General features: G+C 71.8%; 12 protein-coding genes. 6 read left to right on the top strand and 6 right to left on the bottom strand.

Features of this window, described 5'->3' with window-relative positions; all coding sequences use genetic code 11:
- Positions 1-30: 30 nt before the first annotated feature.
- The 5 genes from trxA to ACNTMW_RS16360 form a co-directional block, all read right to left on the bottom strand.
- Positions 31-465, bottom strand: a complete 435-nt coding sequence (trxA, locus tag ACNTMW_RS16380; protein WP_426634637.1) for a thioredoxin — start codon at positions 463-465, stop codon at positions 31-33.
- A 166-nt stretch (positions 466-631) separates the two neighbouring features.
- On the bottom strand, positions 632-850 hold the full coding sequence (locus tag ACNTMW_RS16375; RefSeq protein WP_426634486.1) for a hypothetical protein: 219 nt from the start codon (positions 848-850) through the stop codon (positions 632-634).
- 72 nt (positions 851-922) lie between these two features.
- Positions 923-1,702, bottom strand: coding sequence for a hypothetical protein (locus tag ACNTMW_RS16370; RefSeq protein WP_426634485.1), 780 nt, complete (start codon positions 1,700-1,702; stop codon positions 923-925).
- A gap of 156 nt (positions 1,703-1,858) precedes the next feature.
- A complete protein-coding gene (locus ACNTMW_RS16365; RefSeq protein ID WP_426634484.1) occupies positions 1,859-3,070 on the bottom strand; it encodes an LCP family protein in 1,212 nt (403 codons plus the stop codon).
- Between the two features lie 341 nt (positions 3,071-3,411).
- Positions 3,412-4,410: a GlxA family transcriptional regulator gene (locus ACNTMW_RS16360; protein WP_426634483.1), complete on the bottom strand. Its 999-nt coding sequence runs from the start codon at positions 4,408-4,410 to the stop codon at positions 3,412-3,414.
- A gap of 54 nt (positions 4,411-4,464) precedes the next feature.
- Between ACNTMW_RS16360 and ACNTMW_RS16355 the strand changes: the two genes are divergently transcribed.
- Positions 4,465-5,766, top strand: coding sequence for an MFS transporter (locus tag ACNTMW_RS16355; RefSeq protein WP_426634482.1), 1,302 nt, complete (start codon positions 4,465-4,467; stop codon positions 5,764-5,766).
- 170 nt (positions 5,767-5,936) lie between these two features.
- On the opposite strand, the gene ACNTMW_RS16350 is transcribed toward ACNTMW_RS16355, so the two are convergent.
- Positions 5,937-6,707: an exodeoxyribonuclease III gene (locus ACNTMW_RS16350; protein WP_426634481.1), complete on the bottom strand. Its 771-nt coding sequence runs from the start codon at positions 6,705-6,707 to the stop codon at positions 5,937-5,939.
- A 204-nt stretch (positions 6,708-6,911) separates the two neighbouring features.
- Between ACNTMW_RS16350 and ACNTMW_RS16345 the strand changes: the two genes are divergently transcribed.
- The 5 genes from ACNTMW_RS16345 to ACNTMW_RS16325 all read left to right on the top strand — a co-directional run bounded on the left by ACNTMW_RS16345 (position 6,912) and on the right by ACNTMW_RS16325 (position 13,480).
- Positions 6,912-8,093, top strand: coding sequence for a sensor histidine kinase (locus ACNTMW_RS16345; protein ID WP_426634480.1), 1,182 nt, complete (start codon positions 6,912-6,914; stop codon positions 8,091-8,093).
- The gene (locus tag ACNTMW_RS16340) at positions 8,090-8,767 is read left to right on the top strand and encodes a response regulator (protein ID WP_426634479.1); all 678 of its coding nucleotides are present in this window, start codon (positions 8,090-8,092) and stop codon (positions 8,765-8,767) included. Before ACNTMW_RS16345 ends, ACNTMW_RS16340 begins: the two co-directional genes overlap by 4 nt.
- A gap of 89 nt (positions 8,768-8,856) precedes the next feature.
- Positions 8,857-12,078, top strand: coding sequence for an efflux RND transporter permease subunit (locus ACNTMW_RS16335; protein WP_426634478.1), 3,222 nt, complete (start codon positions 8,857-8,859; stop codon positions 12,076-12,078).
- A 171-nt stretch (positions 12,079-12,249) separates the two neighbouring features.
- Positions 12,250-13,113 (top strand): NAD(+)/NADH kinase, encoded by an 864-nt coding sequence (locus tag ACNTMW_RS16330; RefSeq protein ID WP_426634476.1) that lies wholly within the window; start codon positions 12,250-12,252, stop codon positions 13,111-13,113.
- A 31-nt stretch (positions 13,114-13,144) separates the two neighbouring features.
- Positions 13,145-13,480: a GNAT family N-acetyltransferase gene (locus ACNTMW_RS16325; protein ID WP_426634475.1), complete on the top strand. Its 336-nt coding sequence runs from the start codon at positions 13,145-13,147 to the stop codon at positions 13,478-13,480.
- Positions 13,481-13,509 lie beyond the last annotated feature (29 nt).

Raw genomic sequence — 13,509 nt, 5'->3', positions numbered from 1 at the left:
GCCGGTCCGCCCGGCGTCGACCCGACGGCGTCAACCAGACGTGGCCAGGGTGTTCTCGACCCAGGTGCGCAGCACGGCCGCCGGAGCCGCGCCGGACTTGTGCGCGACCACCTGGCCGTCCTTCATCAGGATGAGCGTCGGTACGGCCTGGATCGTGAAGCGCTGAGCCAGGCGCGGTGCCTTGTCGACGTCGACCTTGACAAGCTTCACCCGACCCGCAAGCTCGGTGGCCACCTGCTCGAGAGCGGGGGTGACCATCCGGCACGGGCCGCACCAGACGGCCCACATGTCGACGATCACCGGGATGGACGCCTGCTCCACGACCTCGGCGAACGTGTCGTCGTCCGCGTCGGCCAGCCACGGCAGTGGATGGTGGCACCTGCCGCAGCGCGGCACGCCCTCCGACGCGGCGGGTACCCGGTTCTTCGTTCCGCAGTGCTTGCACTGGACGACAGTGCTCGCCATGGTCTTCACGGTGCGCTCCTTGAGAGCACGTTGCGTGGCTGCGGCCCCGTCATGCCGTGGTCATCAGCGTCTCCGGCGGTTCGGGCGGAGTCTCCCTTGATCGGCCCTTCCCGGTAACGACCAGGGCAAACGCGTCCTTCCCGCAGCGGGCGGAACGCCGGGTGGCTCAGGCGGCGGCTGGCTGGAAGCTGGTCACACAGTCCGGGCAGCTGTGCCGTCCAACGGCCTGCGCCGCCCCATGCCAACCGTGGTCACGCGCCGCGGTCCACATCGCCCGCCAGTCCGCGTGTCCGGTCCCCGGATGCGAGATGACGAAACCGCAGTCGTCGCACTCCAGGTCGATCCGCATACCGACGCCGAGGTCCCAGGACGGTATCGCTGTCACGCCTCACTCCCGTCATGTTGTCGACGGGAATCATTTCCAGTTCATCGGTTATCGAAACGTGACATCGGTAACTTATTGAAACGTAACGTCTGTAACGCGGACCCGACCGACGGCCGGTACCGCGCTGACGTCGCCGCCAGCCGGACGGCGCCGCCGGATCACCAGGGCTCCCAGAAGCGCCGCGCCGATCAGGATCAGCGCTCCGCTGACCGCGATGATCCAGGTCGCGAACGGGGTGCCGGCCGGGTACCGGACCGCCACGCCCGCGCCGTCGATCCCGGCCGCCGCCGAGCCGGTCGGTGCGGCGAAGCCCAGCAGGTCCGGCAGCATGACGGCGGGCGACGAGCCGGACGGCGTCGGCTGGTCCGGGCGTGACGGCGAGGCCGAGCGTGACGGCTGGGCCGCCTGCGCCGCGCGGGTCGAGGAGGGGTTCTGCGGCGTGCCCGGTGCCGGCGCGGGTGCCCCCGGCGCCGGCGGGGTGGTCTTCGGCGCGGCGGGCGGTGCGTCGATGGTGAAGGTGGCGGTCGCGGGGTCCCGGCCGGGCACCGACGCCTTCACGGTGTGCGGCCCGGGCGCCCCGGACGGGGTGATGGGCTGTACCGCGAAGCACGTCCCGTTGTACCCCTTCACGTCCGGCGGGCCGACCGGCTGGCCGTCCCACTGGACGGTGACGCCACCGCCGCCACAGGATCGGGCAGAGTACGAGATGAAGGCGGTCACCGACTTGCCGGCCGGGCCGTGGCTGGCGGCCAGCCGTAACGACACGGTGCCGTCGGCGAGCGCCGGTGCGGCGGCGAACGGGACGGCGGCGACGCCGATCAGGACGGCGGAGGCGAGACGGGCAGCGCGCACCCGCACATACTGATGCAGATACGTGAGTTTGACAAAGGGGGCCGGGCGTCGTCGATTCCGCGTATGGAAGCGTTTACGCTCCGCTGTCCGGCGGCGGTATCCGCCGGACCTGTGGCGACCAGATCGTCGTTCGCCGCCGGGGCGGTCGGTGGCGGTTCAGCCGACCGGACCGCCGTCGGCGCTGACCCAGCTCGGATTGGCGGTGATGAACGAGGGGACGTCGTCGTCGCGGATCGCCTTGAACAGATCCAGACTGGTGGGGTCGAGCGTCTCGAACGACTGACCGTTGATCGTCTCCGAGTGGAAGGTCCCGCCGTTCGTCTTGATCATGGTGACGTTGGACGGGTTGATGTCCTTGAGTGTGAACAGCCAGTCGGTCAGCTTGAACCTGCCGCCGTCCACGGTCAGCGCCTGACCGGCGGCGCGCAGGACGCTGTCGAGCTTCTTGGGGTTGGTCACGACCCCCGCGCTCATCGTCTTCTTCGCCAGGGCCTTGACGAACTGCTGCTGGTGGCGCTGGCGACCGTAGTCGCCGTCCGGGAGCAGGTCACGCTGGCGCACGTAGTCCAGCGCCTCCCAGTCGGTCATGTCCCGGCAGCCGGGCTCGTACACCTGCGGCTTCACGCCGGCGATCGGGATCAGGCGCAGGTCCGGTGTGATCTTGTACGGGCGCGCGTATTCGCCCTTCGCGTCGTGGCCGATGTGGATCGAGGTCACCTTCTCGTCCACGCACATGTAGACCCCGCCGAGGGCCTGGGTGATGGCCTTGAATCCTTCGAAGTTCACAATCGCGCCGGCGTTGAAGGTGATGCCGGTCATCTTCTTGATGGTCAGGGCGAGCAGTTCGAACCCGCCGGCGCGCCCGCCGCCGTTCTGGCTGCCGTAGAAGAACGCGGCGTTGATCTTGTCGACCCCGCCGGCGTAGCGGCTCTTCGGGAACGCCGGGATCGCGACGCGCGAGTCGCGCGGGATGGAGACCAGGTAGGCGGAGTCGTGGTTGGCGTCGATGTGCACCAGGATGATCGAGTCCGAGCGCGCGCCCTCGTTGGAGTCGGGTCGCTCGTCGATGCCGATCAGCAGCATGGTCAGCGGGCCGTTGATCGAGGTGCCGGCCGCCATCGCCTCCGAGCCGAGCAGGCTCTGCTGATGCACCGAACCGGCGTACCGGTCGAGCAGGACGGTGACGCCGGCGATCGAGGTGCCGCTCAGCAGCATCAGCAGCGCGCCGGAGATCACGAGTACCTTCGCCCACCATGGGTCGTTGCGGCGCTTCTTCTTCGCCGGCGGCGGGGTGCCCGGTGCCGGCGGCGCACCGCCGGCCGCGGATCGCGGCCGGTCGATCGGCGGTACCGCGCTGCCGGCCGCCACCGGCCGTGGACCGGGGGGCACCGGCCCGCCGGGTGCGGCCACCCGGGCGGATCCGGCGCGTTGGCCGGTCCCGCTGGTGGATGCCGGCGTGAAGACGGACCCCGACGCGAACACGGCGCCGGAACGCTGTCCGGCGTCGGCGCGGCCACGACCCGGGGGATGTGGACCGGCGGGCATCGCGCTCCCATCTGTCGGCACTGAGCGAACCTCGGTACACGGTAGCGGCTGTTCGCCAGGTCGAGGGAGTCCCGTGGCTGCCATCACGGCTGCATACGGTGCCGACTACCACCCGTAATGTAGGCGCCGATGCGGTCGGTGCGTCATCGCGACGCGCCGTCGTGTCATCGCGACGCGCCGTCGCGGGTGAAGGTGCGCCGGTATGCCGTCGGCGACACCCCGATCGTCGCGCGTAAGTGTTGGCGCAGCGAGGTTGCCGTGCCCAGGCCGGCCTGCCGGGCGATCCGCTCCACGCTCAGATCGGTGGTCTCCAGTAGCGACCGGGCTCGATCGATTCGTTGCTGGAGCAGCCAACGAGTGGGGCTCATGCCGGTCTCCGCGCGGAACCGACGGGTGAACGTCCGGACGCTCATGTTCGTCCGTTCGGCCAGCACCGCAAGGGTGAGTGGGTCACCCAGGTGCGCCAGGGCCCAGCCGCGCGCCGGGGCGGTCGTGGCCTCCGTGTCACGCGGCAGCGGATGCTCGATGTACTGCGCCTGGCCACCGTCGCGCCACGGCGGTACGACGCACCGGCGAGCCGACCGGTTGGCGACCTCGCTGCCGTGGTCGCGGCGGACGACGTGCAGGCAGAGGTCCACCCCGGCGGCGACGCCGGCCGAGGTGAGCACCTCGCCGTCGTCGACGAACAGCACCGACGGGTCGAGCCGGACCCGCGGGTACAGGCGCCGGAACAGGTCGGCGTAGTACCAGTGGGTCGTGGCCGGCCGGTCGTCGAGCAGGCCCGCGGCGGCGAGCACCGAGGCGGCGGTGCAGATCGACATGACCCGGGCGCCCCGGTCGCGGGCCGCGACGAGCGCGGCGGCCACCTTCGCGTCGACGGTGCCGTCGGTCAGCGGCGGACCGCCGCGGATGCCGGGCACGACCACGGTGTCCGCGGTCTCGGTGGCCGAAAGGTCCGCTTCCGGTACGACCGCGAACCCGCCGGTGCTGCTGACCGGGCCGCCGTCCGGAGTACAGGTGACGACCGTGTACAGCCGCTCGCCGGACGAGGTGCGGGCGGCGCCGAACACCTGGGACGGCACCCCCAGGTCGAAGGCGACGACCTGGTCGAGCGCGAGGACGGCGACGCGGTGACGGGTGGCCATGGCCCGATTCTTGCGCATGATGGCCAACCGGCCAGTCGCCGACCGCTACCGGCCTGGTCGACACTGGTCGGCGTGACCCGCCGCCCCCATCCCGCCTGGATCGTCGCCACCGTCGCGTTCGTCGCCGGAGTCGGCGCCGCCGGCTTCCGGGCCACGCCCGGCGTCATGCTGCACCCGCTGCACGACGAGTTCGGCTGGCCGCTCGCCGTCATCTCGGCCGCGGTCTCGATCAACCTCGTCCTGTACGGGCTGACCGCGCCGTTCGCCGCCGCGCTGATGGAGCGGTTCGGCATCCGCGCGGTGGTGGCGTGCGCTCTGGTCCTGGTGGCCGCCGGCAGCGGCCTGACCGTGTTCATGAAGTCGAGCATCGAGCTGATCCTGCTCTGGGGTGTCCTCGTCGGACTCGGCACCGGCTCGATGGCGCTGTCGTTCGTCGCGACGATCACCGGCCGGTGGTTCGTGCGCCGACGCGGCCTGGTGACCGGCGTGCTCACCGCCGGCGGCGCGGCCGGCCAACTGGTGTTCCTGCCGCTGCTGGCGTACCTGGTGCAGCGCCACGGCTGGCGGGCGGCGGCGCTGACGGTCGCCGGCTCGGCGCTGGCCGTCGTGCCGCTGGTGCTCTGGCGCCTGCGCGACCACCCCCGCGACCTCGGTGTGCGCGCCTACGGCGCCACCGGCGACGACGCCGCGACCGCGCCCGTGGCGTCCGGCGCGGCGCGACGGGCGCTCGGCGCACTCGGGTCAGCCGCCCGTACCCGGGCGTTCTGGCTGCTCGCCGGGGGCTTCGCGATCTGCGGCGCGACCACGAACGGCCTGGTCGGCACGCATTTCATTCCGGCCGCGCACGACCACGGCATGCCGGAGACCGCCGCGGCGAGCCTGCTCGCCCTGATCGGCATCTTCGACATCGCGGGTACGGTCGCGTCCGGCTGGCTGACCGACCGGGTGGACAGCCGGCTGCTGCTCGGCGTCTACTACGCGTTGCGCGGCGGCTCGCTGCTGGTCCTGCCCAGCCTGTTCGGTGCCACGGCACACCCGAGCATGCTGGTGTTCATCCTGTTCTACGGGCTGGACTGGGTGGCGACCGTGCCACCGACCGTCGCGCTGTGCCGGGAGTACTTCGGCGCCGGCGCGCCCGTGGTCTTCGGCTGGGTGTTCGCCTCCCACCAGGTCGGTGCCGCGTTCGCGGCCGCGGCCGCGGGACTCGTCCGCGACCGGCTCGGCACCTACACCCTCGCCTGGTACGTGGCCGGCGGGCTCGCCCTGGCCGCCGCCGCGCTGTCACTGCTGCTGCGCCGCCGGGGCACGCCGGCCACGACGTCCGGGCCGGCCCCGGCCACGGTGTCCGAGCCGGCCCCGGCTACGGCCGGCTGACCCGCGGCCCCGGGGTGGCCGGCCCACGGCGGGCCAACGCCAAGATCGTCACAACGTGCCGGAAGTTGTGGTCATCGGAGTGCCTGGAGACCACAACTTCTCGGAAGTTGTGACGGTCTTGACGGTCAGACCTGGCGGACGACGGCATGGCGTTCGGGAGCCGCCGGCGGTCACAGGTCGACGACGACCGGTGCGTGGTCGGACGGGCCCTTGCCCTTGCGGGCCTCCCGGTCGATGTACGCCGACCGCACCCCGCCCGCCAGGTCGCCGGTGAGGTGGACCAGGTCGATGCGCATGCCCTTGTCCTGGTGGAACATGCCGGCGCGGTAGTCCCAGTAGGTGAACGGGTTGTCGCCCTTCATGGGCCGGGGCACCACGTCGTGGAACCCGACCGCTCGGATGTCGGCCAGCGCCTGCCGCTCCGGCGCGGTGACGTGCGTCGAGCCGACGAACAGGGCCGGGTCCCACACGTCGGCGTCGGTCGGGGCGACGTTGAAGTCACCGCAGACGGCGACCGGGCGGCCGGCGGCGACGTCGGCCGCGAGCGAGTCGCGCAGCCCGGCCAGCCAGGCCAGCTTGTACGTGTAGTGCGGGTCGTCCGGCGTGCGGCCGTTGGGCACGTACACCGACCAGACCCGTACGCCCTCGCACGTCGCCGCGATCGCCCGCGCCTCCGGGTCGGGGAAGCCCGGCTCGCCGGCGAAGCCCCGCGTGACGTCGTCGAGCCCGACCCGGGACAGCAAGGCCACGCCGTTCCACCGGCCGAGGCCGTGCGCGGCGGTGGCGTACCCGAGCTCGGCGACCTCGTCCGCCGGGAAGCCGTCGGCCGGGCACTTGGTCTCCTGTAGGCAGACGACGTCCGGCTTGGTCGTGGCGAGCCACTCCAGCAGGCGCGGCAGCCGGGCCCGTACCGAGTTGACGTTCCACGTGGCGAGGCGCATCCGTCCAGCGTGCCGTACGCCCGGCCGGCCGTGACCACTGCCCTGCCGATCTCCCCCCATTGATCACGGAAATTCTTCCGTGTCACGGGGCGGAGAAGTATTCGTGATCATGGGGGAGCGGGCGGTGTGTACTGCGCCGGTAGTAGGCGCGCGTACCGTCGCGGCACGACGTTGACCACGGTACGGCTGCCGTACCGTGGCGTCATGTCCCGTTTCGTCGGGTGGCGCCGTGCTGTCCGGTCGCACCCCTCCGGCGTCGACCTCGCCGTGGCCGTCGCCGTCGCCGCGCTGACGATCGTGGTGCAGGTGGCCGGCCCGCCCGAGGAGCGCGGCCACCTCACCGTGACCACCGTCGTGCTCAGTCTGCTGGCGGGCGCGATCCTCGTCGGGCGGCGCCGCTGGCCGCTGCAGGTGCTCGTGGTCGCCGGTGTCGTGGCGGTGGTGTCCGTCGCGCGCGGCCAGGCCCGCCCCGCGTTCGTGCTGGCCACGTTGATCGCGATCTACACGCTCGCGCTGGCCACCGACCGGGCCACGACCTGGATAGCGGCGTCCGTCACCGCCGTGATGCTGGCCGGCGCACAGATGGTCTTTACCGAGAAGTCCTGGCTGAGCCCGGCGGTCGCCGGGATGATCGCCTGGGTCTGCCTCGCGGCCGCAGCCGGCGACGCGGTGCGCAGCCGGCGGGCGTACGTGGCGGCCGTGGAGGAGCGCGCCCGGCGGGCCGAGGAGAGCCGGGAGGAGGAGGCGCGCCGCCGGGTGGTGGAGGAGCGGCTGCGGATCGCGCGGGAACTGCACGACGTGGTGGCCCACCACATCGCCATGATCAACGTGCAGGCAGGGGTGGCCACGCACGTGCTGCGCGCGCAGCCGGAGGTCGCCGAGCAGGCGCTCGGCCACATCCGGCAGGCCAGCCGGACCGTGCTGGAGGAGTTGTCCGTCATGCTGAGCGTCATGCGCCAGTCCGGTGACTCCACGGCCCCGACCGAACCCGCGCCCAGCCTGGCCCGGCTCGACGAACTGGTCGGCACGTTCCACGCCGCCGGGCTCGCCGTCGAACTCGAGCTGTCCGGCCGGCCCCGGCCGCTGCCGCCGACGGTCGACCTCGCCGCGTACCGGGTGGTGCAGGAGTCGCTGACCAACGTGCACAAACACGGCGGCGGCGCGGCGGCGCGGCTGGCGGTCGGTTTCGCGCCGGACCGGTTGCGCATCGATATCCGCAACGTGGGTGGGGCGGCCGCGAAGGCGGCCACCGGTACCGGGCACGGGCTGCTCGGCATGCGCGAGCGGGCCACCGCGGTCGGCGGTACGCTCACGGCCGGGCCGACCGGCGCGGGGGATTTCCGGGTACACGCGGTGTTGCCGCTGCCGCCCGAGGAGCCGGCGTGACGATCCGGGTACTGCTCGCCGACGACCAGGCGCTGATCCGGGCCGGGTTCCGGGTCCTCATCGGCTCGGCCGAGGACCTGGAGGTCGTCGGTGACGCCTCGAACGGGCGCGAGGCGGTCGACCTGGCCCGCCGTACCCGCGCCGACGTGGTACTGATGGACATCCGCATGCCGGACATGGACGGGCTGGCGGCGACCGAGGCGATCACGGCCGACGAGGACCTGGCCGGTGTCCGGGTGCTGATCCTGACGACGTTCGAGATCGACGAGTACGTGGTGCGGGCGCTGCGCGCGGGCGCCAGCGGCTTCGTGGGCAAGGGCGTGGAGCCGGCGGAACTGCTCGCCGCGATCCGCACCGTGGCCGGCGGGGACGCGCTGCTCTCACCGCGGGCGACGAAGTCGCTCATCGCCCGGTTCCTGGCCCAGCCCGACCAGACCGCGCTGGCCGCACCGGAGCGGTTGCAGGCGCTGACCGACCGCGAGCGCGAGGTTCTGTCGCTCGTCGCGGCCGGACTGTCCAACGACGAGATCGCCGAGCGGCTGTACGTGTCGCCGCTGACCGCGAAGACCCACGTCAACCGGGCGATGATGAAGCTCGGTGCGCGAGACCGGGCGCAGCTCGTCGTCATCGCGTACCAGAGCGGCCTGGTGCGGGCGGGCGACCCGACGCAGTAGCCGTCGACGGCGGCATACCGCGGGTGCGGTATGTCGCATTGCCTCCGGCGGCGGATGCCGACGGCCGGAACTGCCGCCATTGTTGACGGGTGACTTTCCTGGCCAGACTCAGCCTCGCCAACCGCGGAATCGTCGCGTTGATGGCGATCATCGTGACCGCGTTCGGTGTCTTCACCGTTCCCCGGTTGAAGCAGCAGCTGTTCCCCTCGTTGGAGTTCCCGGCGGCGTCGGTCGTGGCGACCTATCCGGGAGCCGCGCCGGACGTGGTGGAGCAGCAGGTCACGGTGCCGATCGAGGAGCGGGTGCGCGGCATCTCCGGCGTCACCGACGTGGTCTCGACGTCGCGGGAGGGCTCCGCGAGCGTCCAGGTCCAGTTCGAGTACGGCACGGACGTCGCCGGTGCCGTCTCCAAGATCCAGGACGCGGTCAACCAGGTCTCCCGGCAGCTGCCGTCGACGGTCACCCCGCAGGTGGTCGCCGGCAGCACCGACGACATCCCGGTGGTACAGCTCGCGGTCGGCTCGACCGGCGACCAGCAGCAGCTCGCCGAAAAGATCAACAAGTCGGTGCTGCCGGAGCTCACCGGTATCGACGGTGTCAACCGGGTGACCCTGCAGGGCACCCGGGACAAGGTCGTCACGATCCGGCCCGACCAGGCGAAGCTGGCGGCCGCGGGGCTGAGCGCGACAGCCATCACCTCGGCGCTGACGGCCAGCAGCACGCCGGTCCCGGCCGGCTCGGTGACCAGCGGCGACAAGACCCTGACCGTACAGGTCGGCAGCCGGATCACCGCGCTCGACGACATCCGCAACCTGTACCTCATGCCGTCCACAGGGTCCGCCGGAGCCGGCGCGACCGGGGCCGGAGCCGGGACGAGCGGGGCCGGCGCCCAGAGCCGCACCGGCGCGACGGCGGCCGGCCCGGGCGGTGGCCAGGCGGCCCCGACAGCGGCCCCGACACCGGTACGCCTCGGTGACGTCGCCACCGTCACCGACGAGTACGCCCCGGCGACGTCGCTGACCCGTACCAACGGCAAGCCGAGTCTGGGCATCTCCATCACCCAGAAGTCCGACGGCAACGCGGTGTCGATCTCCCACGCGGTGCGTGACAAGCTGCCCGCGCTGACCCGCACACTCGGGGGCGACACCCAGCTCACCGTGGTCTACGACCAGGCGCCCTACGTGGAGCGGTCGATCCGGGGGCTGACCACCGAGGGGCTGCTCGGTCTGGCGATGGCCGTAATCGTGATCCTGGTGTTCCTGCTGTCGGTGCGCTCGACGCTGGTCACCGCCGTGTCGATCCCGCTGTCGGTGGTGATCGCGCTGATCGGGCTGTCCACCGGCGGGTACTCGCTGAACATCCTTACCCTCGGCGCGCTGACCATCGCGATCGGCCGGGTCGTCGACGACTCGATCGTGGTGCTGGAGAACATCAAACGTCACCTCGGGTACGGCGAGGACAAGACGACCGCGGTCATCACCGCGGTCCGCGAGGTGGCCGGCGCGGTCACCGCCTCCACCCTGACCACGGTCGCGGTCTTCGCGCCGATCGCCTTCGTCAGCGGCCTCATCGGGCAGCTGTTCAGCTCGTTCGCGATCACGGTCGTGGTGGCCCTGCTCGCCTCGCTGCTCGTCGCGTTGACCGTGATCCCGGTGCTCGCGTACTGGTTCCTGAAGCCGCCGAAGCACTCCGGCGACGCGGAGGCGTTCCGGGCGGAAGCCGAGGCCCGCGAGCGCAACGGCGCCCTGCAGCGCGCGTACGTGCCGGTGATCCGCTGGGCCACCGGGCACCGCTGGTCGACCGTCGCGCTCGCGGTGGTGTTGCTGGTCGGCACGTTCGCCCTGGTACCCGCCCTGAAGACGAACTTCCTGGACCGGTCCGGTCAGAACACCTTCAACCTGACCCAGACCATGCCGGTCAGCACCAGCCTGGAGGCGACCGACGCCGCGGCGAAGCGGGTCGAAGGCGTGCTCGCCGGGTTCCCGGAGATCGCCTCCTACCAGGTCAGCATCGGTGGCCGCGGCACGTTCAGCTTCGGCGGCGCGGCCGCCGCGAACACGGCCAGCTACTCGATCATGGCCAAGGACGGCACCGACATCACGAAGCTGGAGAACGCCGTCCGGGACAAGGTGGGCGGGCTCACCGGGGTCGGCAAGATCAGCGTCGGCTCCGGCGGGGGCGGGTTCAACGCAGGCGGCCTCGAGGTGACCGTGCAGGCCACCGACCCGCAGGTACTCTCACGCGCCGCGGAGCAGGTCCGCACGGCGATGGCCGGCATCCCGCATGTCGTCGACGTCAGCAGCGACCTGAGCGAGAGCACCCCGCGCATCCAGGTCACGGTCAGATCCGACCAGGCGGCGCGGTACGGGCTGAACCAGGCCGCCATCGGGCAGTTGGTGGGACAGGCCCTCCGGGGCAGCACGGTCACCCAGGTCACCATCGACGGCGCCGCCCGTGACGTCGTGCTGCGCGGCGGTTCCGCGCCGGCCGACCTGGACGCGATCAAGGCGCTGACCGTCCCGACCGCGGCCGGTGCGGTCCGCCTCGACCAGGTCGCCGAGGTCACGCAGGAGCCGGGCCCGGTGCAGATCAGCCGGACCGACGGCGCCCGCAGCGCCACCGTGAGCGGCACGGCGACCGGCAACAACACCGGCGCCGCCAGTAGCGAACTGCGCACCCGGCTGGCCAAGCTCACCCTGCCGGCCGGCGCGACGTACACGATCGGCGGCGTGTCGGCGAACCAGTCCAGCGCCTTCGCCGACCTGGGGCTCGCGCTCGTCGCCGCGATCGCGATCGTCTTCCTCATCATGGTCGCCACGTTCCGGAGCCTGGTCCAACCGCTGCTGCTGCTGGTCTCCATCCCGTTCGCCGCCACCGGCGCGCTGGTGCTGCTGCTCGTCACCGGCACCGCCCTCGGCGTCGCCGCGCTGATCGGCATGCTCATGCTGGTCGGGATCGTGGTCACCAACGCGATCGTGCTGATGGACCTGATCAACCAGTACCGGCGGCAGGGGATGAGCGTCCAGGACGCCGTGATCGAGGGCGGCCGGCGCCGGCTGCGGCCGATCCTGATGACCGCGTTCGCCACGATCTTCGCGCTGGTACCGATGGCGCTCGGCCTCACCGGCGAGGGCGGCTTCATCTCCAAGCCGCTCGCCATCGTGGTGATCGGTGGCCTGTTCAGTTCGACGCTGCTCACGCTGGTCCTGGTACCGACCCTGTACACCGCCGTCGAACTCCGCGCCGACCGCCGCCGCGAGCGCCGGCAGACGACGGGGGAACCCGAACGGGAGCTCGTCCTCACGAACTGACCGGTCCCTGCCAGTGATCACGGAGAGTTCGGGTAGCCACGGGGCACCCGGCTCTCCGTGATCATTGGGAGGTGGCGACCGTGCCGCCGCGCCCAGAACCGTGTGGCTTCGACGGTGAGAACGCACCCTCGTACATCCGCGCCTGAACCGGCCCGGACGTAGAGTGACGGAATGGGGCTGGTGCAGACGGTGGGGCTGGTGCTGCATCCGCGCCGGGACTCGGTCGCCGCCATCGACACGATCATCCGCTGGGCCCGGGAGCGGGACGTGACCGTGCTCGGCCTGCGCGACGAGGTCGACCGCATCGGCTGCAGCGCGGTCGCCGTCGCCGCCACCGAGCTGGCCGATCGCTCCCAGTTGCTGGTCAGCCTCGGCGGCGACGGCACGATGCTGCGCACGATGCGCCTGGCCGAGGGGCGGAAGACGCCGATCCTCGGCGTCAACGTCGGCCGGCTGGGCTTCCTGGCCGAGATCGACGTGCCGGAGCTGCCGGCCGCCCTGACCGCCATCGACGAGCACGAGTACACGGTCGAGCCCCGGCTGGCGGTCTCCACCACGCTGCCCGGAGGCGACCCGGTCACCGGGTTCAACGACATCGCGCTGGCACGGATACCGGGCGAACGCATGGCGGCGGTGGGCATCGACGTCGAGGACCACCGGTTCGTGAAGTACGCCGCCGACGCGGTCATCGTCTCCACGCCGACCGGCTCCACCGCGTACAGCTTCTCCGCCGGCGGGCCCATCGTCTCGCCCAATGTGGAGGGACTGCTCGTCGGCGCGTCCTCGGCGCACTCGTCGTTCAACCGGCCGCTACTGCTGTCCCTGGACGAGAAACTGGTCCTCGAGGTGCTGTCCACGAGCGGCCGGCTCGCGGTGGAGGTTGACGGCGCCGTGCGGGGGTACGTGACGGCCGGCGACAGCCTGTTGATCCAGCCGCTGCCGGCAGCCGCGCGGGTGGTCCGGCTCGGCAGGACCACGTTCTACGAACGCGCCCGACGCAAGCTGCGGGTCAACGGCAGCGCCGAAGTCGAGTAGGCCCTTCGCGAAAGGCGGCAACGTGTCCGACATGTCAATCGTCCACAATCCCGAACTGTCGCGTTACGAAGTGCGTATCGACGGCCGGGTGGCCGGCTTCACCCAGTACCGGCGGGCTCCCAGAACCGTCGACTTCACCCACACCGAGGTCTACCCCGAGTACGAAGGGCAGGGGCTGGGCAGCAAGCTCGCGGCCGGCGCCCTCGACGCGGTGCGTGCCGGCGGCGATCGGGCCGTCGCCAGTTGCCCTTTCATCTCCACCTACATCAAGCGCCACCCGGAGTACGCCGACCTGGTGGCCGGACCCGACCGGACGGCAGGGTCGGGTACCGCCCGCAGTGGTGAACGCGTACCGTCCGCCGGCTGACCGCGCCACATCGGTCGGCTGACGCGGAC

It is taken from the genome of Planosporangium spinosum (assembly GCF_049999945.1).
GTDB classification, from domain to species: domain Bacteria; phylum Actinomycetota; class Actinomycetes; order Mycobacteriales; family Micromonosporaceae; genus Planosporangium; species Planosporangium spinosum.
This window is presented reverse-complemented; position numbering and strand designations above follow the sequence as displayed.

Coding starts and splice junctions, on each gene's coding strand:
- ACNTMW_RS16325 (WP_426634475.1), top strand. CDS start 13,145: ATGTCAATCGTCCACAATCCCGAACTGTCGCGTTACGAAGTGCGTATC.
- trxA (WP_426634637.1), bottom strand. CDS start 465: ATGGCGAGCACTGTCGTCCAGTGCAAGCACTGCGGAACGAAGAACCGG.
- ACNTMW_RS16330 (WP_426634476.1), top strand. CDS start 12,250: ATGGGGCTGGTGCAGACGGTGGGGCTGGTGCTGCATCCGCGCCGGGAC.
- ACNTMW_RS16345 (WP_426634480.1), top strand. CDS start 6,912: ATGTCCCGTTTCGTCGGGTGGCGCCGTGCTGTCCGGTCGCACCCCTCC.
- ACNTMW_RS16360 (WP_426634483.1), bottom strand. CDS start 4,410: ATGCGCAAGAATCGGGCCATGGCCACCCGTCACCGCGTCGCCGTCCTC.
- ACNTMW_RS16350 (WP_426634481.1), bottom strand. CDS start 6,707: ATGCGCCTCGCCACGTGGAACGTCAACTCGGTACGGGCCCGGCTGCCG.